Origin of the sequence: Pandoraea pneumonica (assembly GCF_049918595.1) — a bacterium.
Taxonomy (GTDB): domain Bacteria; phylum Pseudomonadota; class Gammaproteobacteria; order Burkholderiales; family Burkholderiaceae; genus Pandoraea; species Pandoraea pneumonica_A.
Genome location: NZ_JBNCRZ010000002.1, coordinates 189,906 through 215,647 on the forward strand (window position 1 = coordinate 189,906; position 25,742 = coordinate 215,647).

The window sequence follows — 25,742 nt, forward strand, 5'->3', positions numbered from 1 at the left end:
GTCTTGTACGTATTTATTGACGGTTTTTCGTCATGTGTTTGCGTACATAGTAGAGCTTGCTGCGTTGCAACACGCGTGACAAGTCGTCGCATGTGGCGCAATGACGCGCCATAGCGACCCACGGAAGGAGGCGCTAGTTGTATGTTTTATAAGGGATTTATGTCTTCGTCCCGTGCGACGCCATGTCACACGGGGGCAGGGGGCGGACGCCAGCGTTAGCTAAGCAAGCTCGCGCCGATATTGATCGACAGGCCCAGCACGGCCAGATTGAAGAAGAACGAGAGGATGGCCTGCGCGAGCGTGGCGCGCCGCATGCGGCGTGACGACAGGCCGACGTCGGCCGTTTGCGAGGCGACGGCGATAGTGAACGAGAAGTACAGGAAGTCCCAATAGTCCGGATCGCAGTCGCGATCCGGCCACACCAGCGCGTAGGGCGATTCGGTATCGGTGAAGTACAGGCGCGCGTAGTGCAGCGTGTAAATCGTCGGTACGAGGAACCACCCACCGATGAGCGTGGTGGCGGCGAAGATCACGTGTTCCGACGCGTGATGCGATGCCCCGGCCTTGGCGCTCGCGAGAATGTGGATGATGGCGGCCACGCTTGCAATGGCCGACAGGCTGACCACGGTGAGCACGACGGCGGCGCTCTGGTCTTCCTGCTCGGCGAAGCGCTCGATGCTGCGCTTCGGCGCGGTGACCATCATCCACCAGATCATCGCCAGATACGACCACGCGCCTGCGTTCCAGCCGATCAGTATCCGCGTGATGGTGCTGAATTCACCCTTCACGAAGAGTTGTACGAAGCCGCCCGCGAGCACGCCGACAACGATGGCGATGAGCAGTCGCGGATGGAAGCGGACCAGATGCGGGAAAAGCTTGGCGTTCATGAGCGATGTCCGGACGGCGGCCCGGGCGGGCCGCAAGTGCTCAGATTATCGCCGACGCTGCCGTCTGCGGCGCACCCGGCAGTGTCCCCTCACATTTCCGACGCCTTCACTGCACACGCGAGAGCGTCAGCATGACGAATATCGTGTTGTTGAGGGCGTGCATGGCGATGGATGCGCCGAGTCCGTGGGTCTTTTTGGCGAGCCATCCGGTGGTGAGGCCGAATAGCACGAAGAACACGAAATGCGTCGCGTCGAAGTGCACGGACGCGAAAATGAGCGCTTGCCAAATGTTGGCGGCAGCGAAGCTCATGTGCCGACTCAGACCACCGAGCAGGCAGCCACGGAAGACGAACTCTTCGACGATGGGCACGGCCACTGCGATCAGCAGCAACGCCAGCCCCGTCCCGCCCAACTGCTGGGCACCGCGTACGACGAACTCGTTCCACAGTGGCGACGGGGAAGTCGGCAGCGTATAGCGTGACTTTGCCCACGCGCTGAGCAAGGCGATGACCAGCAGCACGGCGGGCCAAACGAACCAGCGCACCTTCCATGGCCCCGAGCCTAGCCATTGACGCCAGCCTAAGCGCCAGGCGGTATGCGCCAGCGCGAGCATGATGATGCCGAGCGTCACGAAGTGGGCGACGGCGAGTTTCGGTGACAGGCGCGGCATGTCGATGCCGGTGCTCGCGTGGATGAACTGTCCGACGACGAGCGAGGTCACGGCCCACGTGGTCAGGCTGAATACGGCCAGTCCATACCAGGCATGGCGCAGGCCGATGCCCTCGAAGATTGCTGCAAGCGGACGGCCCTTGCGCGCGCGTACCGTGCCGACATAGTGGGCCGGGAACATCAGAAGACCCGGTATCAACACGATGGCAAGCGCGATGCTCAGCAGAGTCAACATCAGCGGCGCGAACGCCGTACGCATGGCGGCACCCGGGTCTATCGATAGCAGGACGGCGTACGACTGCGCGAGTGGCCAGCGGTTGTTGGTGTCGTGCTGAAGCGAGGACTGCATGGCTGCCGCAGCCGCCTTACCGTCGCCAGCAGCGAGTCCGACGGAGATGCGCAGCGCACGAAGCTGTGCCGACTCTGTGCCGCCGGGTTTGATGTCGGACAGCGCACGTTGGGCACTGGCGACGTCGCCAGCTTGAAGATAGGCGCGCGCGCGCGTGTAGGGATCGACGTTGAGACCGGCCTGTTGCATACGCACCAGCAGATCGCGCGCCGTCGTGCCCGGCAGCACGTCATGGGCGGTGTTGATTCGTCCGTTGGCGAGCCACGCCACCTTCGGTACCGGCGCGTCCATCAACAAACGCTTGGCCTGCGTCTTGGCGCCGGTCGTGGCGAGATACCGCACGGCGATGAGTAGCACCGGTGTTTCCGGCGACAGCTTGGCGGCTTCGACGGCCTGCAAGCCCGCGTTGCGTTTGTCCTGAACGGCTTCGTAGGCGTTGGCGAGCGCAGCGTGCAGGCGTGCGCGATCTTGCGGCGCCCATTGTGCGGCGCTGGGCAGCAGTGCCGTGCCTTGCTCGACGGCCACTTTGCCGTAGACGCCTTGCAGCAGGTAAAGCGCCACTTCCGGCATATCGCCGAATTTGTCTCTCAGATCTTGCTGGCACGCCTTCAGGTCGGCTTGCGCTTGCTCGGCCCAGTGCGAGTCCTCCGACCACGCGTAGTTCTGAATGAACTGACAGCGTGCCATCGCGAGGGCCGAGTCTTGTGGGTGGGCGCGCGCCGATGCGACAAGCGTGGCGATGATCTCGCGATACTTCGCGAGCGAGGCGTCGTCGACCTGCCGCGTCATGGCTTCCTGACTCGGCAGCGGATTGGCCGAAGCCGCCAAGGTTGGCGCAGCGAAGACGGGATTGGGGAGAGCGAGGGGAGTAAGCGACGCGACGCCGAGCATGGCCAGCGTCAGGCAAAGGAGGCGGCGAAACAAGCGATGCACGCGAGATTTCCTCTGAGTGTTGTTGTTGCCAGTCGTCGTGGGTGAACTGTCGGCCTGATTGGCATAACGACCGATGCTGCCCTGAACTGTAATGCCCCGCTTGGAGGAAGTCCTCGACAATCGCGACCGCGGGTCGCTTGTCGCTACCTATGGCGCGGCGCATGATAAGCGGCACCTGACGGCCTGACGTCAGGCGAGGGGATGGGCCGACAAGATCGTTGATAAAAACGAGGTCGATCACGATGAGCGAAAAGCGGGAAGCCTTGCTGACTTGGTGGCAGCGGCGGCATGAGAACGGGGTGTCGGATTACGTGTACTACGGCACGGTCATGGTGATCGCGATTGGCCTCGCGATGCTGCTGATCTTGAGCAAGGATATGCCCGTTCTCCAAGCCATGGCTGTGATCGGCAAGTTTGCCATTGCCGCGTCGATGCTGGCCAGAATGTTTCGAGAGAACTGGGGACGCACACTGGTTCTGCTCGTGGGGACGATGCTGGCCGCTGTTCTGATTGTCGTGCTGATCGTCAGCTTCGCACCCCGGCCGCGAACCGCCGCTACGCCACCCCTCGCGGTCTCGTTGCTTCACTTGGACACAGAGGGCCCGGAGCTAGCCGACTACCGGTTGGGCGCTCGTCTCGATGTGCCCGAATGCCCCAGCACGTCGGGGGCACTTCAGCGTAGCTATTCGGGGCCAGACGGCCCGGCTTGCTTTCGCCATCTGAGCAGCGAGCGTATTGCCACCCCGTTAGGTGCCGACGAGAACGTCGCCGTGGATCGCCTGGATCTCGCGCGATTTGGTGTCATTAACCCCGTTCAGCCGGTTTGCGTCGCCCTACGTGATGGGCACATCGTCGGTGTCGCCGTACACGTCGCCAAGTATCGACGTCGCGACGTGGAGCGCTCGATACAGAACACCCTCCAGCAACCGCCAGACCACGTGCGCTGGTATTCCGACCCCGGGAGCGATAGCTACTACGAGCGCGACCTTTGGTCGTCGCCGCAAGTCAGAAGCGCGGTGTACACGCGCACGGTGCCTCCCCATGGTCGTGCGCCCGGCTACGACTATTCAACACTCGTGATGGAGTCGCCAGAAGGTCCTCGCCCGTTTGCCGCCACTCGCATGGCGCTGGACGATTGCCCCCGTATCGCCCTCGACTATCCGGCCGACGCACGTTAATGGTGCGCCGCCGCATCGCGATGCGGCATTGTGCCCGTTGCGGCGTCATGCCGAGCGGAGCGCCTGGGTGCGCGAAGCGGCGTCTACCGATATCTTTTTATCCCCTTAGTTGACTCGGAAACCAATGCCCACGGGCCTCGCCAGTGAAGTTGCGCGACCCGTTGTCGCTCCTTGGCACGCCACTTGCTAATCCTTGCATAAGGCCAATGGCGGCCGAGTCGTGACAAGCGAATTTTCTGCACCGCATGAACGGTCTCGCGAGAGCGAGGCTTTCGGGGCAACGGCGTCCCGAGGCAATAGGCCTGCTCGCAGGCATATGGCTTCGGGACGCCATTTTTTTTGGCATACGAACACGAGGGTTCCCATGAGCACGCTCACGCAATCGTTGAAAAGTGGCAACTGGCGCGCGCTGGTTGCGTGTTTTCTCTACTTCGACACAGGCTTCACCGTATGGGTGATGCTCGGCCCGCTGGCCCCGTTCATCGGCAAAGACATTGCGATGACACCGGCGCAGACCGGCTTTCTCGTCGCCGTACCGGTGCTCGGTGCTGCGATTCTGCGCGTGACGCTGGGTAATCTTTATCAGGCGTTCGATGGCCGCAAGATCGCGTTGATGGGCCTCACGCTCTCGGCGATTCCGTCGGTGGTGTTGTTGCTCATGCCAAGCACACCGTCGTACACGCTGCTGCTCGTGTTGGGCGTGTTCCTCGGCATTGGCGGCGCGAGCTTCGCCGTAGCGTTGCCGATGGCCGGTAGCAACTATCCGCCGAAGGTGCAGGGTCTCGTGTTGGGGCTGGCCGCCGCAGGCAATATCGGCGCCGTGCTTGATGGCTTCATGTTCCCGGGGCTTGCCGAACAATTCGGCTGGGCACGTGCTGCCGGTGCTGCGCTGCCGTTGCTCGCGCTCGCCGCCCTCGCGCTCGTGTTCTGGGCGAAAGATCAGGGCGTGAAGTCGGGCAGCGCGCCGCGTGCCTTCACGAGTTTCTTCATCACCGTGTTCGGCCTCGTGGCCCTCGCGCTGTGCGTCCATGCCGGGGCGTTCGGTGAAGGTAAGGCGGGCGTATTGCTGCTGCCGGTGCTCGGTGCGTTGCTCGCGATTGCGGTGTTGCCGCGTCACTATCGCGGCGTGCTGGGCGAGCGCGATACGTGGGTCATCATGCTGGTCTACAGCATTACGTTCGGCGGGTTCGTCGGGATGTCGTCGTACGTGAGCACGCTGCTGATCTCGCTGTACGGCATGCAACGCATCGAGGCGGGGCTGTTCATGGCGATGCTCGCGTTCCTCGGTGCACTGGTGCGTCCGATCGGCGGGTTGGTGGCTGACAAGATTTCCGGAGTACGTGCACTCGTCATGCTGCTTGCCGCCATCTCGATCTGCGACTTCGTGTTCGCTGCATGGATGCCGCCGCAAGGTGCCGGTATCGCGCTGCTCGTCATCATGTATCTGTGCTTCGGGCTGGGTAACGGGGCGACGTTCCAACTGGTGCCGCAACGCTGGCAGGGCAAGACAGGCCTGATGTCGGGCATCATCGGCGCGGCTGGCGGCATCGGTGGGTTCTATCTGCCGGTGATCATGGGTATGGCGAAAGAGTCGACCGGCAGCTATCAGATGGGCTTTGCCACGTTTGGCGCGCTGGCGGGGTTGGCCTTCGTGCTGGTGGTCGTGCTGCGCACGCATTGGATGTCGTGGGCGCTGCCCAAGGAAGTGGCGGGCGGCGCGGTGCTGCCAGGCGCTGTCGCGCACGTCGAGTAAGTTCGGCGATATTCACTTCGGCCCGGCCCGCCAGCGCATGCGCGCGGCGGGTCGGTTTGTTTTTGCAGTACGGCGCGCGTGACGCATCGAATAGACTGTCGGGCACGAATGGAATCCCGCAGGAGACATCATGCGTCTGGGTGTGCCCAGCCTCTCGGCGTTGCAGGCTTTCGAGGCCAGCGCCCGTCATCAGAACTTTGCGCAGGCCGCGCAGGAACTCGCGCTCACGCATGGCGCCGTGTGCAAGCGTGTGAACGAGTTGGAAGGTCACTTAGGTGTGGCGTTGTTCGAGCGCGTGAAGCAACGGCTCGTGCTCACCCCCGCCGGGGCCGAGTATGCAAAGCGCATTCGCGTGCACCTCGATCAGATTCGCCGCGATACGCTCGATGTCGTGCAGCAGGGGCGAGAAACCGAATTGGAAATCGCCGTGGGTGTCACATTTGCCGCGCAGTGGCTGATTCCCCGGCTCGACGACTTTTATGCGAACACACGCGATGTGCGCCTGCACATCATCGGGCGCGACCAGCCGGTGTTCTTCGACGACTCTGCGTTCGACGCGACCATCTACTTCAGCACACGCTTGTGGCCCGGCATGCCCGGCACGGCACTCATTACCGACGACACGCTCGTACTGGTGGCTGCGCCCCGATTGCTCGATGGGCAGTCGTCGCTCCCGCTCGATCAGTTGGCGGCGTTGTCGTGGATTTGTGTGCGCGACTTGCCGCGTGCATGGGACGACTGGCTGGCCTCGCAAGACGCTGCGCAGCTAAAGCCCCAGCGCAGTGCGCAACGCTACGACATGTTCATCATGGCGATCAACGCAGCGGTGGCGGGTCTTGGGGTGGCGTTGCTGCCGCGTGTGCTGATCGAGCGCGAACTGGCCAGCGGCACGCTGGTACAGGCGCATCCGCACACGCTCGCCAATCCGCAGACCATCTACTTCTCGTATCCCGCGCAACGGCGTGACTGGGCACCGTTGCAGCAGTTCGACGTGTGGCTGCGCCACGCAGTCGACGACTATCGCGCGGCGAGATCGGGGCTTTCGCGCAGCACCTGTTCGTAGAGCCCTTGGAAGCCGAGCCATGCGACGTAGTCCGAGCCGAGTAGACGATGCACCTCGCGGGCTTCAGATTCGGGTAGCACTTCCAGCGGCCCGGCCGCTTCCGCGATCAATTGCACTTGCGCGCAACGTTCCATCGCAAGAAAGCGATAGGCGGCGGCATCGACCGACGAGCCGACGGTGAGCAGTCCGTGGTTGAGCAAAACGGCGGCGCGCTTATGTCCCATTGTCTCGGCAATGCGTCGCCCTTCGTCGGTGCCCAGCACGAGCACGTCGCCACGAAAGAGCACGTGGTCGTCGTAGAACAAACACGCTTCCTGATTGATCGGCGCAAGCGGGCGAGTGCGTGCCGAGAATGCGCGTCCGTGCGTGGTGTGCGTGTGGGCTGCGGCCTCGACGTGGGGCAGCGTGGCGTGAATGCCCGCGTGAATCGCCATGGCCGCGGCATTCACTGGGCCTTCACCTTCATGCAAGCGGCCGGCTTCGTCCACGAGCATGAGGTCTTCAGGATGGATCGATGAAAAGTGCTGTGCGTAGCGATTGACCCAGAAGCGGTCATGAAACTCGGGGTCGCGCACGGTGATATGTCCGGCGATTCCCTCGGCAAGCCCGAAGCGCGCGAAGATGCGAAACGCCACGGCCAAGCGCAATTTGCGATCGGCGCGCTCGTCGGCAACGTTGTCGAACACACGAGGTTTAGGCAGAGACGCGCCGAGTGGCGTGGGGATGGCAAAGGCGTCGGTGGCTGGCGCGGCGACGGTCTCGCGCTGCGAAGGCTGCGGCAAATTCATTCGGCACTCCGTGGGGTAGGGATGCCGGTCGCGCCGTGAACACCCACGGTACGCCGGCTTGCCGAACATTGTCCGAAGGCGCTTGCCGCGCGTCTATCGACGAAAAGTCATGGGGTATGCACGGTCTTACCCACCGAACAAGCCGTTGAGTGTCGCGCCGCTCGCCGCGCCATTGAAGCCATCGAACCGGCCTTCGGCGAGGGCGTCGGCGGCGCTCATGAAGTTGCCCCATGCGGTGCGGGCCAGCGCGCCGCCCACGCTCACGCGGCGCACGCCGAGGTTGCGCATGTCTTCCAGCGTGAATGGGGAGTTGTTGCCGATCAGCACGTTGACAGGTTTCGGGGCGACCGCCGTGACCACGGCTCGGATCTGTTCCGGTGTCTGGATGCCCGGCGCGTAGAGGCAGTCGGCACCGGCTTCGGCGTAGGCCTTTAACCGTGCGATGGCGTCATCAAGATCGGGCACGCCTGCGAAGAAGTTCTCTGCACGGCCGACTAGCAAAGTGTCGCCGCCCGTTTCATCGATGGCGCGGCGGGCGGCTTTCATGCGTTTGAACGCTTCCTCGATGGGGAAGAGCGGTGTGTTGATGTCGCCGGTCGAGTCTTCGATCGACAACCCGGCAACGCCGGTGGCGACGGCAAGTTTGACGCTCTCGGCGACTTCCTCGGGCGTGCGTCCGAAGCCGCTTTCGAAGTCGGCGTTGACCGGCAGGTCGGTGGCCGCGACGAGCGTTTTCAGGTGGGCGAGTACGGTCTCGCGTGTCACGGCGTTGTCGGGGTGGCCTGTCGACCACGCGAAGCCTGAGCTGGTGGAGGCAATGGCCTGAAAGCCAGCGTGTTCGAGATAGCGGGCACTACCGGCATCCCACGGGTTGGGGATCACAAAGCAACCGGCAAGGTGCAGTTCACGAAAGGCGGCGCGTTTTTCGGCGGTGCTGCGTGGCATGGCAGTCTCCTCGGGCGGATAGCGGCGGCACTTGAGACCTCGCGCCGGTGGCCGGTGGCGAGTGGGTGGCGCGTCTCGTGCGCACGTCTGGATGCACGATCATCGCGGTTTTGCCGCATGCTCGCAAGCGGCGGGCGATCGTCTTCACGATCTTCGCTTTCACGGCATTTCGGTGTGCTGGTTTTATCTGCCGATGCGCATGCGCGGCTCGTAGTCGGTTTTTCCAGATTTCGCTCATTTTCAGGCCTGCCGAGCGCGATATTTCTGTTCGGGCGAAACTTCGACATGCCCATGGAATCAGTGGCTACATTGGGCGGAAAGTTTTTTGCGGCAACGCGGGAATAAGCGCGCTTCAACGGGCGTTATGCAATCATCTCCCCCAGTTTTTCAGGATGCCTGTCGTGAATTCACTGCCCCCATCGTCCGCTTCTTCCTCGTCTCGTCAGACACGCGCTGTTGCGCTTTACGAAGACGCCAAATACACGCGTGTCGCCATGCTGTTGCACTGGGCCGTTGCGCTCTTGATGCTCGGTAACGTCGCTATCGGCCAAACCATCGCGTTGCTCTCCGACGCCACGCTCGAGAAGATCGACGTGCGCTTCTGGATCGATCTTCACAAGTCCATCGGCATTACCGTGCTGGGTCTGGCCATTTTGCGCATTCTCTGGCGCGTAACGCACAAGCCGCCAGCGCTGTCGCATGTCTTTGCGTCATGGGAGCGGGCAAGCGCGCATCTCGTGCACTGGCTGCTCTACGTGTTGATCTTCGCGTTGCCGCTCTCGGGTTGGGCGCACGATTCGGCATGGGTGGCCGCGTCGACACATCCGCTCGTGCTCTTCGGGGTGTTTCCGTTTCCGCGCATGGGCTTTCTGATGGCGATGAGCGACGCGAGCAAAGACTATTGGCATGACGTACTCGGTAACGTGCATACCTACTGCGCCTATGCACTGTATGGGCTGCTCGCGCTGCATATCGGCGGTGCGCTCAAACATCAATGGATCGATCGTCACTCGGTGCTGAACCGGATGCTGCCATGAGCGCGGAAAGCACAAAACGCATGAACACGATTCGGCTCGATGCGGCGCGCGAACAGCATTCGCCGCGCTTCACGCTGCCCGCGACGCCGCTAGCCAGTTGGCTCGTGCATGGCGTGGTGGCGGTGCTTTGGTGCCTACTGTTCGCCCAAGCCTTCATCCTCAAAGGTGTCTTTGCGTGGGGCACTGGCGTGGCCTATGTGGTGTACGACACCTTGCTGCTGGCTTTCGTGTTTTGGAAGGCATGGCGGTTGATGCGGCCCGATCCGGAAGACACTGCTGCCATGGCCGCAGGCTCGGCAACTGCGCGTTCGACCGCACTCACGATGGGCGTTGTTGTCGCCGCTCACAACGAAGCGGCGGCGTTGCCGGTCACGTTGCAAGCGCTCATGACGCAGCAACGCGTGCCCGACCTGATCGTGATTGCCGACGACGGCTCGCGCGACGGTACGGCGGCGCTGCTGGTCGAGCGCTACGGCTTGACCGATCCGGGCGAGGGCGGTCTTAGCGCGCCAAGCAGTACACATCCGAACCTGCGCTGGCTACGCGTGCCGCATGGCGGTAAGGCACGCGCGCTCAATGCGGCGCTAGTGGGTGTCGATACGGACATCGTGATGACGGTCGATGCCGATACGCTGCTCGATGCTGGCGCATGTGCGGCGATGCACGACGCATTTGTGCACCGCCCGAATCTCGTCGCGGCCACGGGGGTGCTCACACCCGTGTGCGGCAATACGCTGAGCGCGCGCGTATTGCAGTTCTTTCAAACGTACGAGTACATCCGCAACTTCATCTCGCGCTTCGCGTGGATGCGTGCCGACGGGCTGCTGCTGATCTCCGGCGCGTTCGCCTGCTTTCGTCGCGACGCCGTCGTTGCCGTGGGCGGTTTCGATCCGGCGTGCCTGGTCGAAGACTACGAACTCATTCACCGTCTGCGCCGCTATTCCGTGACGCACTCGCTGGGCTGGGACGTGCGTGTGATCGGCGGGGCGCAGGCGCTGACCGACGCGCCCGGCACGTTCACGAGTTTTCTGCGTCAGCGTCGCCGCTGGTTCGCAGGCTTCCTGCAAACGCAGTATTGGTATCGCGACATGGTGGGCAATGGCCGCTATGGGAATCTCGGCCGACTGATGCTGCCGGTCAAGGCGTTCGATACGCTGCAACCGATCTACGGACTCACCGCGTTTGCGCTGCTCGTCACGTTCGTCTGCGAAGGGCATTACGGGGTGGTGCTGCCCGTGTCGGGCATCATCTTAGGCAAGATCGTCATCGATCTGGGTTTCCATTTGTGGTCTGTCCATGCGTACCGGCGCTGGACCGGGCACCGCACCGGCACGAGCCTTGGTCTGGCGTTCGTCGCGGCCGTGCTGGAGCCGTTCTCGTTCCAGTTGATGCGACATGCCGGGGCGGCGCTGGGCTGGGGGCATTTCCTGACGGGGCGGCAGCATTGGGGAATTCAGGTGCGACGCGGTATTCTCTCGGAAAAGCCGGGGGCATCGGTGCCGCGAGACAGTTGATGCTCCTTTGTGTCCCTATCGTTTGCTGACGGCGCCCCGACCCGATGATGCGACCCTTGACGTGGCTGGCGATGTTGAGTGCCCTTGGCGGCGTGCTGAGCCTTGCCGGGTGCAGCACATCGGTGCCAAGGCCTGCGGGCCCCGATTACGCGGCGCTCGGCGGCGCTGCCGAAGTGCGTGGCGACTGGGACGGCGCGCGGCGTAACTTCGGGCAGGCGGTGCTGGTCGCCGATCAGTCGGGCTGGCCAGCTTCGCAGCGCGCCGCCATGCATTACGACTACGGCCGTGCGCTGGGGGTGACGTGCTACTACACCGAAGCCGAGCGCGAGCTGAGTCTGGCTTACGACCTCGATATTCTCACCGGGCAATATCGGTATCCGGCGCTCGTTGAACTCGGCCGACTGGCGCTTGCGCAGCGTCAGTTTGCACAATCGGCGAAGGACTTTTCGCGGGCACTAGGCTCGCTCGACCGGACACAGGCGGTGCGCCATGCACCGTTTGCTTATGCGGAATTGCTCGACGATTACGCCTTGGCGCTGGGTGGCATGGGCGACGCCGAAGCGGCCACGCGCGTCATCGACCGCGCGGCGAAGGTGCGCGCCGGGTTGACTAGCCAGTACACACAGGCGACGTCGCGTACCCCGTACGGCACCCAATGCGGGAAGTTCGTGGCCGGGACTGCGGAGCCGAGCCGGGCAGAATAAGGTGGCATAGGGCGGCGGGGCGGATTGGGGCAGGCACCGGGAAGCGGGATAGCGCGCGTGCCATAATTCGCCCAATTCTTCTCTTCTACTGCATTGCGGCCGGGTTCCGCCTCCTTGATCAATCTCCTCGTTCCCCTCGAAAAAGTTGGTGATTTCGACGAAATCATCGACGTACGCACGCCATTGGAGTTTGCGGAAGACCACATGCCCGGGGCGATCAATGCGCCGGTCCTGAGCAATGAAGAACGCGCGATCGTCGGCACGATGTACAAGCAGGTGTCGCCGTTCGAAGCCACGCGCGTGGGCGCGGCCATGGTCGCGCGCAACATTGCCGCGCATCTGGAAACCACCTTCGCCGACCGGCCTCGCAACTGGCGCCCGCTCGTGTACTGCTGGCGCGGCGGCAAGCGCTCGGGCTCGATGACTGTCTGGATGAACCTGATCGGCTGGCGCGCGCGACAACTCGACGGCGGCTACAAGTCGTACCGACGCGATGTCGTGACGTCGCTCGAAACGTTGCCGCCGACGTTGAAGTACGTGGTGTTAGCGGGTCACACGGGCACTGGCAAGACACGCTTGTTGCACGCGCTCGCGGATGTTGGCGCACAAACGTTGGACCTTGAGCGGTTGGCGATGCATCGCGGGTCGTTGCTTGGGGCGATGCCGGATGCACCGCAGCCGTCGCAAAAGTCGTTCGACACCGAGTTGGTGGGCACATTGCGAGGGTTCGACCCGCAGCGCCCGGTGTTTGTCGAGGCGGAGAGCCGTCGCATCGGGTTGATTTCGTTGCCGGAGTCGCTGATGACGTCCTTGCGCGGCACGACCTGTGTCGAAGTCCGCACGCCGCACGAAATGCGTGTGGATCTTCTGCTTGAGGACTATGGCCACCTCTTTTCCCAACCGGCTTATTTCCGCGCACAGTTGCTCAAGCTGGTGCCGCTGCACGGCCATGCGGTGGTGGGGGAGTGGCTCGACTTACTCGATGCACAACATCGCCGGGAACTGTTCGAAGCCCTCGTGACGAAGCACTACGATCCGGCGTATTCGCGCAGTTCGCGCAAGATGCTGAACGGTCCGCCGCCCGCGATGCCGTTTGCCTTCGAGCCGCTGGCGGAAAACCTGCGCGACCAGGCGCAGGCATTGCTCTCGCTGGTGGGCGGCGAGCTGGTGAGCGGCACACACAGCGCCGATCACCTCGCCACTGCCGGGACTAACGACAGACGTTAGTCCCTGGCGAGGATTCCCTCACGCTTCGCGACGGACTCACTTCACCGGCAGGCAAATGCGTGTCTGCAATTCGGCCGCAGGCGTCGTGCGCGGGTCGTTGAGATACTGCTCGAACACCGGGAAGTCCGCCGGTTCCAGACCACTACTCGGCAGCCATTCGGAGAAGAGCCAGCAGTAGGGCTTGCTGATCTCGTTGTAGGGCCCGGTATAGGTCAGAATCGCGCAGCGCCCGGCAGGAATTTCGAAGCGCTCGAGGTCGCGGCCGATGTCGGCGTCGGGGGCCACCGACATGCCCGCAAGCGAGCGCAACTGGTCGGTGGGGACTTGTTCCGGGTCGTCGAAATACACACCGAAACCGGTCGCTTCCGGGCGGGCCAGTCCGAGTGCACCGGCGAGCATGAACGCGCGCACGAAAACTGGGCCGATCTCCTGATAGTCGCCTTGGTGCTTGAGCACGGCGAGCGTCGTGCCGGGAAACGATTCAATGCTGATGGGATACATGCTTAGCTCCTTAGGGGCGAGGGGTCCGGAGCGAGCCTCGCGGTAGCGTCCCGGCGGCATGCCGAAAAACGTACCGAAAGCCCGGTTGAACGCCGCGTCCGAGGTGTAGCCGGCGCGCGACGCCACAACACGCACAGAATCCTCCGACCCCGCCAGCGCGACAGCTGCGCGGTGCATCCGGATACGTTGCACGGTGCCGTTCACCGTCTCGCCCATCAAGGCGCGATAGATGCGGTGAAAGTGGTACGGCGACAAGCAGGCCAAGTCCGCCAGTTGATAGAGATCGGGGGCGGTGTCGGGATGACTGGCCAGCCAATGCAGCACGGGCTCCATGCGTTGGGCGTACCGGACGCGGGTCTCGGGTTTCTTCATATGCGCTCCTTGACGAGCAATGTATCCACGGGCGGTTTGCCGATTTTGCGGTTTTTTCGGCAGCACGCGTCAATTCCTGAGTTTTTTCACGGTTTTTCGCCGGATCGCGGTGACGCGCCCCGCGTTGCCTTAGCATCGCCGCTCTTTGCGTACCCGTTAGGGATTGGGAGGCGGTATGTTGCGACGTATGTTGGCAGAGGGTGTTGGGACTTTCTGGCTGGTATTGGGGGGCTGTGGCAGTGCCGTACTCGCGGCGGCATTTCCGCATTTGGGCATTGGTTTTGTCGGCGTGGCGCTGGCGTTCGGACTTAGCGTGCTGACCATGGCGTACGCCGTCGGTCATATTTCTGGCGGGCATTTCAACCCGGCGGTGACGCTCGGACAGTGGGCGGGCGGCTTGTTTCCTGCGAATCGTATTGCGCCTTATGTGCTTGCCCAGGTCATTGGCGGGGTCGTCGCGGCAGGCGCGTTGTTCATCATCGCGAGCGGGTTGCCCGGATTCGACGCGGCGGCGTCTGGCTTCGCATCGAATGGCTATGGATCTCATTCGCCCGGCGGGTATGCGCTGGCTGCGTGTTTGGTGATCGAGCTGATACTCACGGCGCTCTTCGTGGTGATCATTAACGGCGTCGTGTCTCGGCCGTCATTGGCAACGGTTGCCCCGATCGCGATCGGGTTGGCGCTTACGCTGATTCACCTGATCTCGATTCCTGTGACGAACACATCGGTGAATCCCGCTCGCAGCACGGCGGTCGCCATTTTTCAGGGCGGCTGGGCGATAGAGCAGTTGTGGATGTTCTGGCTGATGCCGTTGCTTGGCGGGATCGTTGGCGGCGCGGTTTCGCGTGGCTTGCGCACCGCCGACTGAGTTCGTTGCGTCAAGCCACCGGGCGTGGACGTTAAGCGCTGGTTAAGAACGTATCGATCAACATGCGCGCGGCCAATGCTGCCAGCACGACACCCATGAACCATCGTTGCAGCGTCAGCAGGGCGGGGCGCTGAGCGAGAAATCGGGCTGTGCTGCCTGCGCCAATCGCCACGGTGCCGTTGACGAGCGCAAACGCCAGAATCACGATCGATCCCATGACGAGCGACGTCTTCAGCAGATTGCCGCCCTGATCGCGGACGAATTGCGGCACTAGCGTCAGGAAGATCATGGCGAGCTTCGGGTTCAGCAGGCTCGTCGTCGCGCCCATCATGAAAAGGCGCCGGGGTGGTTCGTACGAAAGCTCACGGGCTTCGAACGGCGAACGGCCCCCCGGTTTAACCGCTTGCCATGCCAGATAGAGCAGGTAGGTGGCACCGGCCACACTTAGCGCCTGCATCCCGTGCGGCACGTTCATGAACAGCGCCGTAATGCCGAACGCGGCACTCAGCATGTAAAAGAGGTAGCCGATCATCACCCCCGCCAACGACACGAGACCCGCCGCTCGGCCCTGAGCGATCGAGCGCGACATCACATAAATCATATTCGGCCCCGGCGTGATGGCCAGTAGCGCACAAATCGTGAGAAACGCGTAAAACGAGGCAGTCACTTGCATAGCCGTGCTCGACAAAAAGGCTGTGATTGGCCTCAGTATCGAAGTGCGAGTGACGTCAGTAAAGTAATATAATCTGAGCCAATTCATCAGGTTTTCTGAATGTCATGAAAAAGCTCGATCTCGATGTGCTCGAAATGGTCGTGGCGGTTGCCGAGGCGGGATCGTTTGCTCGAGGCGCGGAGACGGTGCATCGTTCGCCGTCTGCGCTCAGCATGCAGATCAAGGCACTGGAAGACGATCTAGGGAAGCCGCTTTTCATCCGCAACACGCGGCGCGTGACCGTGACGGCAGAAGGCGAGCGGCTCGTGGACTATGGACGGCGCATGCTCGAGATGCGCAGCGAAGCGTGGGCGTCGATCGTGCGTCCCGAGGTCAAGGGTCGGGTGACCATTGGCGTGCCGGACGACTATGCGTCGTCGTTGCTGCCGCAGGTGCTTAGGAAGTTCGCGCTGGCGCATCCGCGCGTGGAAATTCGGGTGATCGGGCTGGCCAGCAGTGCACTCGCTCCCTTGCTCAAGGACAACACGCTGGACCTTGCCTGCCTGACCAAGGTCAAGGGACTGCCGAGCGAATTCATCCGCTTCGAGCCATCGGTCTGGGTCGGCCCGCCCACGCGCCCCGTTTGGAAGGAACGGCCGCTGCCGTTGGCACTGTTCGCACCTGGCAGCACGTCACGGGCGGCCGCTCTGGCAGCGCTCCAGCGCGAGGGCATCAAGTACCGCATGTCGTACGAAAGCCCGAGCTTGCTCGGGCTCATCAGCATGGTGGAGGCCGGGCTAGCCGTCGCACCGCTGGCGAAGTGCAGCGCACCCGCCCATCTTGTTCAGTTGTCGCAGAACGATGGACTGCCGCCGCTAGGCGATCTCGAGGTGGTGCTGGCACGTAGCGCAGCATCGAACCGACCGCCTTGCGACTTTCTGGCGGAGCAGATTCTCACGGAGCTACGTGCCTGATCGACCGTCTCGACCGTCAACCGACCCACGCGGAATTGCGAATCACGCTACAGAAATTACCGCGATGGAAATGCGGATCTTTGTCGGCCAGCACATCGGCTTTGACGTTGCCGAACGTGGTTTCCGGCTTGTGCTTGATGCCGTCGAAAAACGCTTGAATGATGTCTTCCTTGAAATGCGCCGTGCGCGGATGCGCGTGCACGACAGCTTCGCGTTCGACATCGCTGTACTCGGGATACGTCAGGCCTAACACGTCCATTTCTACGCCCGCCGTGACCAGCGCGATCAGCGGATGCATGTGTTGGGGAATGCCGGGTGTCGTGTGCAGCGCAATCGCAGTCCACACGAGGTCGATATCTTGCTGCGAAATCCCCTTGCTCTTGAGAAAGTCGCTGGCGGCGTTAGCGCCGTCGACTTCGAATCGTTCGCATGCGCTGCTGTGCTGATGCGTGAGCCCCATGTCGTGAAACATGCAGCCGCAGTAGAGCAGTTCGGGGTCGAATTTCAGCCCGCGATGCTGTCCCGCAAGCGCGGCGAAATAGAACACCCGGCTTGAGTGGTGAAATAGCAAAGGCGACGCCGTGTCACGCACAAGCTCGGTGATTTCACGAGCGAACTGACTATCGGGAACGGCGATACCGGCAATGCTGGCAGACATAAGCAACCTCCAGAAGGGAACGAGTCGGACAGTTCCATTCTGGACAGCGAAGCCCCGCATCGCTACCGGCTTGCGGTGCCCATTTCCGCCAGATGCGTGTTCATGTCGGCCAGCGCGTCGAGCGGGTGACAGCGAATCTATGCGACATCAGTCGAGATCGATCTTCGGAAGGTTGGCCACGAGCGCATCGATTGCACAACGCGTTTTCAGCGGCATATAGGGCGTTTTCGGCCAAACGGCATGGATCGCCAGTGGCCGCACACCGCAACGCTCCCGTAACGCCACCAGTTCACCGGTGGCGACATATCGCGCCATCAGCCAGCAGGGCAGTTGTACGAGCCCCAGACCGGCCACCCCTGCACCGGCAATCGCCTGCACGTCGTCCAGACTCAGTTGCGGCTTGATCTGCAACTCGCGCTCCACGCCCTGCGCGTCGTACATGCGCCACGTGCTCACCACGCCCGCCCGGGAATACATCACGCCCGCATGACCGGCGAAGTCGTCGATATCGTGAGGGCTGCCGTGCTTCGCTAAGTAGGCCGGTGAGCCACCGATGCTCACGTCCTGAATGCCTAGACGCCGCGCGGCAAGGCTCGTGCTGTCGCGCAGTTCGCCGATGCGCACGGCCAGATCGATGTTCTCTTCCACGAGATCGACCGCTCTGTCGGTGAACGAGATGTCGATCTGAAGCTCAGGGTGCTGGCGGGCGAGATCGAACAGCACCGGCGCCACACAGTGATGACCGAAGGCAATGGGCGCGCTCACTCGCAAACGCCCGCGGGGCTCGCCGTGTCCACTGTCCAACTCGGCTTCGCCCGCTTCCAGCTCAGCTAGCGCGCGCACACATCGGTCGTAATAAGCCTGACCGGCTTCGGTGAGGGTTTGGCTTCGTGTGGTGCGGTTGAGCAGGCGTGCCCCCAATCGATCTTCAAGCCGCGTAATCACTTTGCCGATGGCCGAGCGCGTAAGGTTCAGTCGTTCGGCGGCAAGCGTGAAGCTACCTGCCTCGACCACTTGCACGAAGACGGCGACACCATCGAGATTGATTGACATATTCGGTCCCTGTGGTCGCTATTTATGGGAAAAACTGTCAGCAATGGGGAATTCGGTTCCCGATATAGTACAGCCAAGACGCGACTGTTGGGCCTACGTTGTTTTGCTCCGGTCGCGAATGGCGCCCACGGACCAACACTTTTTCCCGCGATACCCATGACTGCCTCTCTAACCTCCAAAAACAACCTTGCGCTCGCTGCGATATGCCTGACATCGCTGATGTTCGGTTTAGAGATATCCAGCGTGCCGACGGTACTCCCCACCCTTGAGAGCGTGTTGCACGCGGATTTCAAGGCTCTGCAATGGATCATGAATGCCTACACGCTGGCATGCACCACCGTGCTGATGGCCACAGGCACGCTGGCCGACCGGTTCGGGCGCCGGCGTGTTTATGTGGCCAGCATTGTGGTGTTCGCGGTGACCTCGCTCATCTGCGGGTTGGCGCAAAGCGCGTCGGTGCTGATTGTCAGCCGGTTTCTGCAAGGTGTTGGCGGCGGCGCGATGTTGATTTGCATGGTGGCGGTGTTGTCGCACCAGTTTCGGGAGGGGCGCGAACGCAGCCGGGCGTTCGGCGCTTGGGGGATAGTCTTCGGCAGCGGGCTGGGCTTCGGCCCGATCATCGGCGGCATGATCGTCGCAGTGTCGAGTTGGCAGTGGGTCTTTCTCATCCACGTGGTGATTGCAATGGTGGCGCTCGGCCTCGTCTTTGCGGGGGTGCAGGAATCGCGCGATCCGCACGCGGAACATCTGGATGTGCCGGGCATCGTCACGTTGTCGCTCTCGACGTTCGGCCTCGTCTACTACATCACGCAGGGGCCGGATTTTGGTTTTGGCAGCGCCACGGGCTTGAGCATCATCGCGGCAACGGCATTGAGCTTCATTGCGTTTCTCATCGTCGAGAAACGCAATCCCCGGCCGATGTTCGACTTCTCGGTCTTCCGCATTCGTGCATTTTCCGGGGCGATGTTCGGCTCGATGGGGATGAACTTCAGCTACTGGCCGTTCATTGTTTATCTGCCGATCTACTTCCAAGGCGCGCTTGGCTACAGCAGCGTGAACACCGGTTTATCGCTACTGGCCTACACCGTGCCGACGCTTGTCGTGCCGCCATTTGCCGAACGTCTTGCGCTGCGCATTGGCGCCCACCGCGTGATTCCGCTGGGGATGTTCACGATCGGGCTCGGTTTCTTGTTGATGCGCTTCGGTATCGATATGGCACATGCCAGTTGGCTCACGGTGCTGCCGGGCTGCGTGTTGTGCGGGGCGGGACTGGGAATGACCAACACGCCGGTGACGAACACCGCGACAGGGGCGGTGTCGTCGAATCGCGCCGGTATGGCGTCGGGTATCGACATGAGTGCACGATTGATCAGTCTGGCGATCAACATCGCGGTGATGGGCTTCGTGTTGCTTGAAGGGGTGAGCGCCTATCTCACCCGTGCGTTGCCCGCTTCAAGCGACGCGCTGTCGCTGCGCTGGCTTGCGGAGAAGGTCGCCGCAGGCAATCTCGATCAACTCGCGCAGGGCAACGCGGCGTTGGCCGCAGCCGATCCGAACGGTGCCATCGTGCATGCGGCGCTGGTGCACGGCTTCGGCGTCGTGATGTGGTACGGCGTGATCGGCGCGTGGGCGATGGCGGCGTTGAGTGCGGTGGCGTTTGGGTCCGACACGCGATCGCCGCGCCCGGTGCAGGAGTCGGTGAATACGTGAACGTGTGATCGATGAAGGTGTTGGGGTATCGTATTGCGCGCACTGAGCCGCGCGGTACCCCGCCGATGGAGCATCATGATCACCTTCAAGCAAATCGAAGCCTTGTACTGGGCCAACAAGCTCGGCACGCACGCTGCCGCTGCCGAGCGACTGCACACGACGCAATCGGCCGTATCGAAGCGCATTACGGAAGTCGAGGAATTCCTCGGCGCCGCGATGTTCGACCGCAGCGGCCGGACGATGCAGCTCACGGCAAAAGGGCGCGAGGTGCTTGAGTACGGCGAGGAGATTCTGCAACTGCGCGACCGCTTGCTAGAACGCATGGGCAAGCCAGTCGATGTGGTGCGCCGCTATCGCATCGGCGTGACGGAATTGATCGGCCTGACGTGGCTGCCGAAGCTCGTGCAGGAGATGCGGGTCAAGTATCCGCACGTCTCCATCGAGCCCGAAATCGATTTGAGTACCGCGCTCACCACCAAGCTGCAACGCTCCGATATCGATCTGGCGATCATCCCGCTCACGGCGACTGGCCCCGGATTTACCGCCGTGCCGCTCGACACAATGGCGCTGCAATGGATGTGCAGCCCGTCGCTGACCGATACGTCGAAGCCGCTGTCGCTCACCGAAATCGCAAAGCATCCGATCCTGATGCAGATCGACACCTCGGGCGTGGACACGGTGTTCGACCGCTGGTTTCAAGCCAAAGGGCTCTCCATTCGCCGGATGTATGCCGGTAACAGCCTCAACGCCCTCAGTGCCTTGACCGTCGCGGGTTTCGGCGTGAGCTATCTGCCCGACCTCTACTTCGACGATCTGGTGCAACAGGGCCTGCTCAACCGTGTGCCGGTCGACGAGCCGCTGCCAACCGTGCGCTACTACGCCGTCTATCGCAACGATGGCCCGGTGGAGTTCAGTGCCGATATCGCCGCGCTGGCGCAACGCCTATGCGACTTTCGCAAGCCGCAGTACGTCCCTTCGGCGAGCGGTCCCTCGGCCTGACGTCAAACTGCTAGCCGCGCGAAGCATGAAATTTTTTCCGACTCAATGAGGCCTTTTATTCGCTAGTTTCAAAAAGGCGTCGTCCCCATACTTGTTCGCCAAGGGTGCACCCATCGCATCCGGTCAATATGGCTTCAAGGAGTTGGGGTAATGGCAGGGCAGACGCTTTCCGAGAAATTGCTGTCCCGTAAAGCGGGCAGGGTCGTACGTGCAGGCGAGATTGCCATTTGTACGGTCGACTTCGCGCTAGGGACCGACGCGTCGGTGCCGATGGCACTCGACTACTTCGACGCCATGGGCGGCACCGCGCCGCTGCATCCCGAGCAACTCGTCTTTGCTTTCGATCACTATGCCCCGGCACCGTCGCCCAAATCGGCACTGTTGCAGGCGCGCATTCGCAAGTTCGCGTCGGCACACGACGTCAAAGTCTTCGACGTAGGCGCCGGTATCGGCCACCAGCTCATGGTGGAGCAGGGCTATGCGCGCCCGGGCCGTTTGCTCGTGGGCGCCGACAGCCATTCGGTGATGTACGGCGCGGCCGGATGTTTCGCCACCGGCATTGGCTCCTCCGATCTGGCCGCGGTCATGATGACCGGCAAGGTCTGGCTCAAGGTGCCCGCGAGCATTCGCGTCGAATTGGTTGGCCGTCTGTGCACCGGTGTCGGTGGCAAGGACATTGCCCTTGCCCTCGCACGAATCCTCGGTGCCGACGGTGCCGCCTATCAAACGCTCGAGTTCCACGGTGACGGCATTGCCACGCTCGACTTCGACGATCGTCTCGTGATCGCCAACATGGTGATCGAGATGGGCGCGAAGAATGCGCTGTTCCCGGTGGACCAGACGGTGCGTGACTACCTCGCAAAGCGCCCACTGCAAGGCGCGGCCGAAGACGAAGCGCTTTCGCCTGACGACGACGCCCAATACACCCGGCGCATCACGCTCGATCTTGCCACGGTCGAGCCCAACGTCGCCCGCCCGCATCAGGTCGACAACGTCGTCACGGTCTCCGAACTTGAGCACACGCCGATTCACATGGCGTACCTCGGCACGTGCACTGGCGGGCGCGTGAAAGACTTTCAAGAGGCGCTTGCCGTATTGCGCACTTACGGCGGCCCCGCCCCCGGCGTGCAACTGGTGGTGACGCCAGCGTCGCGCGAAATCATGGAAGACCTCGTGCGTGGCGGTGAGCTGGCCGACTTCCTCGCGTTCGGCGCGATTGTCGTCACGCCAGGCTGCGGGTCGTGTTGCGGCACGGGCGGTGCCATTCCCGGCGACGGGGTCAACGTGGTGTCCACCGCCAATCGAAACTTCAAAGGGCGCATGGGTAACGCGAGCGCCAACATTTATCTCGCCTCGCCGCAGGTCTGCGCCGCCAGCGCCGTGGCCGGCTATCTCGTAGCGCCCTCGCAATTGGGGCAATTGGGCTTGGGCCATCGTTCATGAACGCACAGACCATCGAAGGACGCGCGCGCTGCTTTGGCGACGACGTCAATACCGACTACATCATCTCGTCGCGCCGCAAGCGCGACTCACTCGACCCACAGGTGCTGCGTCAGTACCTCTTCGAGACCACACACCCCGACTTTGCCCAGAGCGTTCGCGTGGGCGATCTGATCGTCGCAGGCAAGAACTTCGGCTGCGGTTCGGCGATGGAGGTCGCGGTCACCGCTGTCGTCGGTGCGGGCGTTCGCGTGGTGCTGGCGCAGACGTTTGCGCGCACCTATTTCCGCAACGCGATCAATAACGGGCTGTATCCGGTTGAGTGCGATACGTCGCAAATTCGCGAAGGCGACACGGTTCGCGTGGTCTTCGGAGACCAGACAGAGGTCTGGATCAACGACGAGACGACGCCGTTGCAAGGCGCACCCATTGCGCCGGAAATTCTCCAAATTCTGAACGCCGGCGGGCTGGTGCCGTATCTGCGCGAACACCGCACGCTCTGAGCGATGCCCAATTTTTTCGATGAGGACACCATGAACGAACACAACCAAGCGGGGTTCCGCGTGCTGCCGATGCCAGCCCCGATCCCTGCCGACATTCTCGACGCCTACGCCAACATCGTGACCTCGCACATCAGCGACAGCATGCAGCGCATTTGCGGCGTGCAAGGGTTGCGTCCGTATCACGCAGGCAAGCGTCTCGTGGGCCGCGCCATCACCGTGAAGGTTCGCCCCGGCGACAACATGATGATTCACAAGGCGATGGACATGGCAGCGCCCGGCGACGTGATCGTGGTCGATGCGAGCGGCGATGTGACGCAAGCCCTGATTGGCGAATTGATGCAGATTCACGCCGAAGTGCGGGGTATTGCCGGTTTCGTCATCGACGGCGCCGTGCGCGACATCGGGGCGTTTCGCGCGGCCGATTTCCCTTGCTACGCACGCGGCAACACGCACCGCGGACCGTTCAAGGAAGGGCCGGGCGAAGTCAACGTGCCGGTCACGATTGGCGGACTCGTCATCAATGCGGGCGACTTGATCGTCGGCGATGAAGACGGCGTGGTCGCGGTGCCGCCCGATCAATGGACGTACGTCCTCGGCAAAGCACGCGAGCAGGCTGCCCGTGAGGAGCAGCGCAAGACGGCGATTCGCGCTGGCAAAGACAAGCGCGAATGGATCGACGAGCGTTTGCGCAAGCTCGGCGTGATTGCCTGACCTGTCTCACATCCCCCACGACTACGGAATCGAAACATCATGAGTTTGCTGGCTGCCCGTATGGGCCGAATCAAGCCGTCGCCCAGTTCCATGGCAACGGGCCGCGTCAAAGCACTGCGCGCGCAAGGCAGGAACATCATCGGACTCACCGCAGGCGAGCCTGACTTCGATACCCCCGCGCACATCGTCGAGGCGGCCTACACCGCCATGAAGGCGGGCAAGACACGCTACACGGTCGTCGATGGCACGCCGGAGCTCAAGCGGGCCATCTGCGAGAAATTCCGCCTCGAGAACGGCCTCGATTACGGCATCGATCAGGTGACGGTCGCCAATGGCGGCAAGCAGATCATCTTCAACGCCCTCACCAGCACGGTCGACGACGGCGACGAAGTCATCATCGCGGCGCCTTACTGGGTGTCGTATCCCGATATGACGCTGCTCAACGGCGGCACGCCGGTGATCGTCGATTGCCGCGCCGAAGACGGCTACAAGCTGACACCCGCACAACTCGAAGCCGCCATTACGCCGCGTACCAAATGGGTGATTCTCAACTCGCCCTGCAACCCGACCGGTGCGACGTACACCCGCGACGAGTTGAAAGCATTGGGCGACGTGGTGACGAAGTATCCGAACGTGATGGTGCTCACGGATGACATCTACGAATACCTGATCTACGACGGCGCCGAGTTCTTCACGTTCGCGCAAGTCAATCCGCATCTGCAAGAGCGCACGCTCACGGTGAATGGCGTTTCGAAGGCCTACGCCATGACCGGGTGGCGCATCGGTTTCGCGGGCGGTCCGCGCGATCTGATCAAGGCGATTGCCAAGCTCCAGTCGCAAAGCACCAGCAGCCCGTCGGCGATCAGTCAGGCAGGTGCTTTGGCGGCGCTCACTGGCCCGCGAGACTTCCTCGTGGACTGGAAGGCGCAATACACGGCACGTCGCGATCTGGTGGTGGAGCAACTCAATGCGGTCGAAGGGTTGCACTGCGCGAAGCCGGTCGGCGCGTTTTACGCCTACCCGTCGTGCGCCGGTGTGATCGGCAAGACCACGCCGGAAGGGAAGGTCATCCAGAACGACACCGACTTCATCCTCTATCTGCTCGATACGCAGGACGTGGCGGTGATTCAGGGCGAGGCGTTCGGTATCTCGCCGGCGTTCCGGTTGTCGTTCGCGACCTCGATGGAAAACCTGCGCGAAGCGTGCTCGCGAATTGCACGCGCGTGTGCCGCGCTGACCTGACGCTCGCGCGTTGCGACGCACCTTGGCATTCCCTTCTGCATCACCATAAACGACCGCTTTCGAAGGCGGGTGGAGACGACAAGATGAAGTACATGAGCTACGGGGTTGTGTTGTTGGCGCTGATGAGCGGTGTGGCGAATACCCAGGCTGCCACGCCGCTTACCGGGTCTTTGAAGAAGATCAAGGAGAACAACGTCATCGTGCTGGGTAACCGGGAGTCGTCGGTGCCGTATTCGTATTACGACAACGGACAGAACGTGATCGGCTACTCGCAAGAGATCGCGTTGCAGATTGTCGAGGCGATCAAGAAAGAGATCGACGCGCCCGGTTTGCAAGTGCGCATGATGCCGATTACTGCGCAGAATCGCATTCCGCTGGTGCAAAGCGGCACGATCAACTTCGAATGCGGCGGTACCACGAACAACGCAGAGCGCCGCAAGCAAGTCGAGTTCTCGAACACGATCTCGATTACGGAAACGCGTTTGTTGACGAAGCGCACGTCGGGCATCAAGTCGTTCAGCGATATCGAAGGCAAGACGATTGCCGTGACGGCGGGCACGACGTCCGAGCGCTATCTGCGCAAGAAAGTTGCTGACGCAAAGTTGAACGTGATGATCGTGGCGGCCACCGACCACGCGCAGGGTTTCATGATGGTGCAGCAGGGACGTGCCGCAGCGTTCTTTATGGACTCGGACGTGTTGTCGGCCGAGAAGGCGAAGGCCGCCAAGTCGGACGAGTACATCATCACCGGCGAGCCGCAGACATTCGAAGCCATCGCATGCATGCTGCCGAAGAACGATCCGGCGCTTAAAGCCGTCGTCGACAAGACGATTGCGCGCCTTCAGACGAGTGGCGAGGCGTACAAGCTGTACCAGAAGTGGTTCATGTCGCCGATTCCGCCGCAAAACATCAACCTGAATCTGCCGCTGAGTCAGAAGCTGAAGTCGGTGTTCGATGCGCCGAACGATGTGTCGTTGGACGACTGAGCGTGCGTCGCTAAAACGCAGCTTTT

The 25,742-nt window shown here is 62.3% G+C and carries 24 protein-coding genes; 16 read left to right on the plus strand and 8 right to left on the minus strand.

Annotated elements, in window-relative coordinates:
• Positions 1 to 215: 215 nt before the first annotated feature.
• Both ACPWR9_RS07395 and ACPWR9_RS07400 read right to left on the minus strand, forming a co-directional pair.
• On the minus strand, positions 216 to 887 hold the full coding sequence (locus ACPWR9_RS07395; RefSeq protein WP_426297661.1) for a DUF1345 domain-containing protein: 672 nt from the start codon (positions 885 to 887) through the stop codon (positions 216 to 218).
• Between the two features lie 106 nt (positions 888 to 993).
• The gene (locus ACPWR9_RS07400) at positions 994 to 2,838 is read right to left on the minus strand and encodes a CPBP family intramembrane glutamic endopeptidase (RefSeq protein WP_426297659.1); all 1,845 of its coding nucleotides are present in this window, start codon (positions 2,836 to 2,838) and stop codon (positions 994 to 996) included.
• A 242-nt stretch (positions 2,839 to 3,080) separates the two neighbouring features.
• On the opposite strand from ACPWR9_RS07400, the gene ACPWR9_RS07405 reads away from it, so the two are divergent.
• The 3 genes from ACPWR9_RS07405 to ACPWR9_RS07415 all read left to right on the plus strand — a co-directional run bounded on the left by ACPWR9_RS07405 (position 3,081) and on the right by ACPWR9_RS07415 (position 6,832).
• Positions 3,081 to 4,016, plus strand: a complete 936-nt coding sequence (locus ACPWR9_RS07405) for a hypothetical protein (RefSeq protein ID WP_426297657.1) — start codon at positions 3,081 to 3,083, stop codon at positions 4,014 to 4,016.
• A gap of 364 nt (positions 4,017 to 4,380) precedes the next feature.
• Positions 4,381 to 5,769, plus strand: coding sequence for an MFS transporter (locus ACPWR9_RS07410; protein WP_426297655.1), 1,389 nt, complete (start codon positions 4,381 to 4,383; stop codon positions 5,767 to 5,769).
• A gap of 130 nt (positions 5,770 to 5,899) precedes the next feature.
• Positions 5,900 to 6,832 carry a LysR substrate-binding domain-containing protein gene (locus ACPWR9_RS07415; protein WP_426297653.1) on the plus strand — a complete coding sequence of 311 codons (933 nt, stop codon included), beginning with the start codon at positions 5,900 to 5,902 and terminating at the stop codon, positions 6,830 to 6,832.
• Here the strand turns inward: ACPWR9_RS07415 and ACPWR9_RS07420 are convergent.
• Positions 6,787 to 7,620 (minus strand): class II aldolase/adducin family protein, encoded by an 834-nt coding sequence (locus ACPWR9_RS07420; RefSeq protein ID WP_426297651.1) that lies wholly within the window; start codon positions 7,618 to 7,620, stop codon positions 6,787 to 6,789. The two genes, ACPWR9_RS07415 and ACPWR9_RS07420, sit on opposite strands and share 46 nt — an antisense overlap.
• Positions 7,621 to 7,746: 126 nt before the next feature.
• Positions 7,747 to 8,565, minus strand: coding sequence for an isocitrate lyase/PEP mutase family protein (locus tag ACPWR9_RS07425; protein ID WP_426297649.1), 819 nt, complete (start codon positions 8,563 to 8,565; stop codon positions 7,747 to 7,749).
• A 494-nt stretch (positions 8,566 to 9,059) separates the two neighbouring features.
• Here ACPWR9_RS07425 and ACPWR9_RS07430 point away from each other — a divergent pair, with 494 nt between their 5' ends.
• The 4 genes from ACPWR9_RS07430 to mnmH all read left to right on the plus strand — a co-directional run bounded on the left by ACPWR9_RS07430 (position 9,060) and on the right by mnmH (position 13,047).
• Positions 9,060 to 9,602, plus strand: coding sequence for a cytochrome b (locus ACPWR9_RS07430; RefSeq protein ID WP_426298019.1), 543 nt, complete (start codon positions 9,060 to 9,062; stop codon positions 9,600 to 9,602).
• 20 nt (positions 9,603 to 9,622) lie between these two features.
• Positions 9,623 to 11,116, plus strand: a complete 1,494-nt coding sequence (locus ACPWR9_RS07435) for a glycosyltransferase family 2 protein (protein WP_426297647.1) — start codon at positions 9,623 to 9,625, stop codon at positions 11,114 to 11,116.
• A 44-nt stretch (positions 11,117 to 11,160) separates the two neighbouring features.
• A complete protein-coding gene (locus ACPWR9_RS07440; protein ID WP_426297645.1) occupies positions 11,161 to 11,820 on the plus strand; it encodes a hypothetical protein in 660 nt (219 codons plus the stop codon).
• Positions 11,821 to 11,937: 117 nt separating this feature from the next.
• Positions 11,938 to 13,047 carry a tRNA 2-selenouridine(34) synthase MnmH gene (mnmH, locus tag ACPWR9_RS07445; RefSeq protein WP_426298017.1) on the plus strand — a complete coding sequence of 370 codons (1,110 nt, stop codon included), beginning with the start codon at positions 11,938 to 11,940 and terminating at the stop codon, positions 13,045 to 13,047.
• Positions 13,048 to 13,083: 36 nt separating this feature from the next.
• Here the strand turns inward: mnmH and ACPWR9_RS07450 are convergent, their stop codons facing one another.
• The gene (locus ACPWR9_RS07450; protein WP_426297643.1) at positions 13,084 to 13,920 is read right to left on the minus strand and encodes an AraC family transcriptional regulator; all 837 of its coding nucleotides are present in this window, start codon (positions 13,918 to 13,920) and stop codon (positions 13,084 to 13,086) included.
• A 175-nt stretch (positions 13,921 to 14,095) separates the two neighbouring features.
• Between ACPWR9_RS07450 and aqpZ the strand changes: the two genes are divergently transcribed.
• Positions 14,096 to 14,788 carry an aquaporin Z gene (gene aqpZ / locus ACPWR9_RS07455; RefSeq protein WP_426297641.1) on the plus strand — a complete coding sequence of 231 codons (693 nt, stop codon included), beginning with the start codon at positions 14,096 to 14,098 and terminating at the stop codon, positions 14,786 to 14,788.
• A 31-nt stretch (positions 14,789 to 14,819) separates the two neighbouring features.
• Here the strand turns inward: aqpZ and ACPWR9_RS07460 are convergent, their stop codons facing one another.
• Positions 14,820 to 15,461, minus strand: coding sequence for a LysE family translocator (locus ACPWR9_RS07460; protein ID WP_426297639.1), 642 nt, complete (start codon positions 15,459 to 15,461; stop codon positions 14,820 to 14,822).
• A gap of 104 nt (positions 15,462 to 15,565) precedes the next feature.
• Here ACPWR9_RS07460 and ACPWR9_RS07465 point away from each other — a divergent pair, with 104 nt between their 5' ends.
• Entirely contained in the window at positions 15,566 to 16,414 is an 849-nt protein-coding gene (locus ACPWR9_RS07465) for a LysR substrate-binding domain-containing protein (RefSeq protein ID WP_426297637.1), read from the plus strand.
• A gap of 16 nt (positions 16,415 to 16,430) precedes the next feature.
• On the opposite strand, the gene ACPWR9_RS07470 is transcribed toward ACPWR9_RS07465, so the two are convergent.
• Positions 16,431 to 17,072, minus strand: a complete 642-nt coding sequence (locus tag ACPWR9_RS07470) for an HD domain-containing protein (RefSeq protein WP_426297635.1) — start codon at positions 17,070 to 17,072, stop codon at positions 16,431 to 16,433.
• 147 nt (positions 17,073 to 17,219) lie between these two features.
• Positions 17,220 to 18,125, minus strand: coding sequence for a LysR family transcriptional regulator (locus ACPWR9_RS07475; RefSeq protein WP_426297633.1), 906 nt, complete (start codon positions 18,123 to 18,125; stop codon positions 17,220 to 17,222).
• 156 nt (positions 18,126 to 18,281) lie between these two features.
• Between ACPWR9_RS07475 and ACPWR9_RS07480 the strand changes: the two genes are divergently transcribed.
• From ACPWR9_RS07480 to ACPWR9_RS07510, 7 genes are all read left to right on the plus strand, one after another.
• Positions 18,282 to 19,835, plus strand: a complete 1,554-nt coding sequence (locus tag ACPWR9_RS07480; protein WP_426297631.1) for an MFS transporter — start codon at positions 18,282 to 18,284, stop codon at positions 19,833 to 19,835.
• 75 nt (positions 19,836 to 19,910) lie between these two features.
• The gene (locus tag ACPWR9_RS07485; RefSeq protein ID WP_426297629.1) at positions 19,911 to 20,834 is read left to right on the plus strand and encodes a LysR family transcriptional regulator; all 924 of its coding nucleotides are present in this window, start codon (positions 19,911 to 19,913) and stop codon (positions 20,832 to 20,834) included.
• A gap of 150 nt (positions 20,835 to 20,984) precedes the next feature.
• On the plus strand, positions 20,985 to 22,277 hold the full coding sequence (locus tag ACPWR9_RS07490) for a 3-isopropylmalate dehydratase large subunit (protein WP_426297627.1): 1,293 nt from the start codon (positions 20,985 to 20,987) through the stop codon (positions 22,275 to 22,277).
• On the plus strand, positions 22,274 to 22,777 hold the full coding sequence (locus ACPWR9_RS07495) for an alpha-IPM isomerase (protein WP_426297625.1): 504 nt from the start codon (positions 22,274 to 22,276) through the stop codon (positions 22,775 to 22,777). The genes ACPWR9_RS07490 and ACPWR9_RS07495 overlap by 4 nt, the downstream gene beginning before the upstream one ends.
• Before the next feature lie 30 nt (positions 22,778 to 22,807).
• Positions 22,808 to 23,488: an RraA family protein gene (locus ACPWR9_RS07500; protein WP_426297623.1), complete on the plus strand. Its 681-nt coding sequence runs from the start codon at positions 22,808 to 22,810 to the stop codon at positions 23,486 to 23,488.
• A gap of 39 nt (positions 23,489 to 23,527) precedes the next feature.
• Positions 23,528 to 24,730 (plus strand): aminotransferase class I/II-fold pyridoxal phosphate-dependent enzyme, encoded by a 1,203-nt coding sequence (locus ACPWR9_RS07505; RefSeq protein WP_426297621.1) that lies wholly within the window; start codon positions 23,528 to 23,530, stop codon positions 24,728 to 24,730.
• A gap of 83 nt (positions 24,731 to 24,813) precedes the next feature.
• Positions 24,814 to 25,716 carry a glutamate/aspartate ABC transporter substrate-binding protein gene (locus ACPWR9_RS07510; protein WP_426297619.1) on the plus strand — a complete coding sequence of 301 codons (903 nt, stop codon included), beginning with the start codon at positions 24,814 to 24,816 and terminating at the stop codon, positions 25,714 to 25,716.
• The last annotated feature ends 26 nt before the right edge of the window (positions 25,717 to 25,742 follow it).

Bases quoted from the DNA above. Each gene is read 5' to 3' on its own strand.
- ACPWR9_RS07485 (WP_426297629.1), top strand. From the start codon at position 19,911: ATGATCACCTTCAAGCAAATCGAAGCCTTGTACTGGGCCAACAAGCTC.
- ACPWR9_RS07500 (WP_426297623.1), top strand. From the start codon at position 22,808: ATGAACGAACACAACCAAGCGGGGTTCCGCGTGCTGCCGATGCCAGCC.
- ACPWR9_RS07410 (WP_426297655.1), top strand. From the start codon at position 4,381: ATGAGCACGCTCACGCAATCGTTGAAAAGTGGCAACTGGCGCGCGCTG.
- ACPWR9_RS07405 (WP_426297657.1), top strand. From the start codon at position 3,081: ATGAGCGAAAAGCGGGAAGCCTTGCTGACTTGGTGGCAGCGGCGGCAT.
- ACPWR9_RS07465 (WP_426297637.1), top strand. From the start codon at position 15,566: ATGAAAAAGCTCGATCTCGATGTGCTCGAAATGGTCGTGGCGGTTGCC.
- ACPWR9_RS07420 (WP_426297651.1), bottom strand. From the start codon at position 7,620: ATGAATTTGCCGCAGCCTTCGCAGCGCGAGACCGTCGCCGCGCCAGCC.
- ACPWR9_RS07450 (WP_426297643.1), bottom strand. From the start codon at position 13,920: ATGAAGAAACCCGAGACCCGCGTCCGGTACGCCCAACGCATGGAGCCC.
- aqpZ (WP_426297641.1), top strand. From the start codon at position 14,096: ATGTTGCGACGTATGTTGGCAGAGGGTGTTGGGACTTTCTGGCTGGTA.
- ACPWR9_RS07505 (WP_426297621.1), top strand. From the start codon at position 23,528: ATGAGTTTGCTGGCTGCCCGTATGGGCCGAATCAAGCCGTCGCCCAGT.
- ACPWR9_RS07470 (WP_426297635.1), bottom strand. From the start codon at position 17,072: ATGTCTGCCAGCATTGCCGGTATCGCCGTTCCCGATAGTCAGTTCGCT.
- ACPWR9_RS07490 (WP_426297627.1), top strand. From the start codon at position 20,985: ATGGCAGGGCAGACGCTTTCCGAGAAATTGCTGTCCCGTAAAGCGGGC.
- ACPWR9_RS07480 (WP_426297631.1), top strand. From the start codon at position 18,282: ATGACTGCCTCTCTAACCTCCAAAAACAACCTTGCGCTCGCTGCGATA.
- ACPWR9_RS07425 (WP_426297649.1), bottom strand. From the start codon at position 8,565: ATGCCACGCAGCACCGCCGAAAAACGCGCCGCCTTTCGTGAACTGCAC.
- ACPWR9_RS07495 (WP_426297625.1), top strand. From the start codon at position 22,274: ATGAACGCACAGACCATCGAAGGACGCGCGCGCTGCTTTGGCGACGAC.
- ACPWR9_RS07435 (WP_426297647.1), top strand. From the start codon at position 9,623: ATGAACACGATTCGGCTCGATGCGGCGCGCGAACAGCATTCGCCGCGC.
- ACPWR9_RS07460 (WP_426297639.1), bottom strand. From the start codon at position 15,461: ATGCAAGTGACTGCCTCGTTTTACGCGTTTCTCACGATTTGTGCGCTA.
- ACPWR9_RS07415 (WP_426297653.1), top strand. From the start codon at position 5,900: ATGCGTCTGGGTGTGCCCAGCCTCTCGGCGTTGCAGGCTTTCGAGGCC.
- ACPWR9_RS07475 (WP_426297633.1), bottom strand. From the start codon at position 18,125: ATGTCAATCAATCTCGATGGTGTCGCCGTCTTCGTGCAAGTGGTCGAG.
- ACPWR9_RS07430 (WP_426298019.1), top strand. From the start codon at position 9,060: ATGCTGTTGCACTGGGCCGTTGCGCTCTTGATGCTCGGTAACGTCGCT.
- ACPWR9_RS07395 (WP_426297661.1), bottom strand. From the start codon at position 887: ATGAACGCCAAGCTTTTCCCGCATCTGGTCCGCTTCCATCCGCGACTG.
- ACPWR9_RS07440 (WP_426297645.1), top strand. From the start codon at position 11,161: ATGATGCGACCCTTGACGTGGCTGGCGATGTTGAGTGCCCTTGGCGGC.
- ACPWR9_RS07510 (WP_426297619.1), top strand. From the start codon at position 24,814: ATGAAGTACATGAGCTACGGGGTTGTGTTGTTGGCGCTGATGAGCGGT.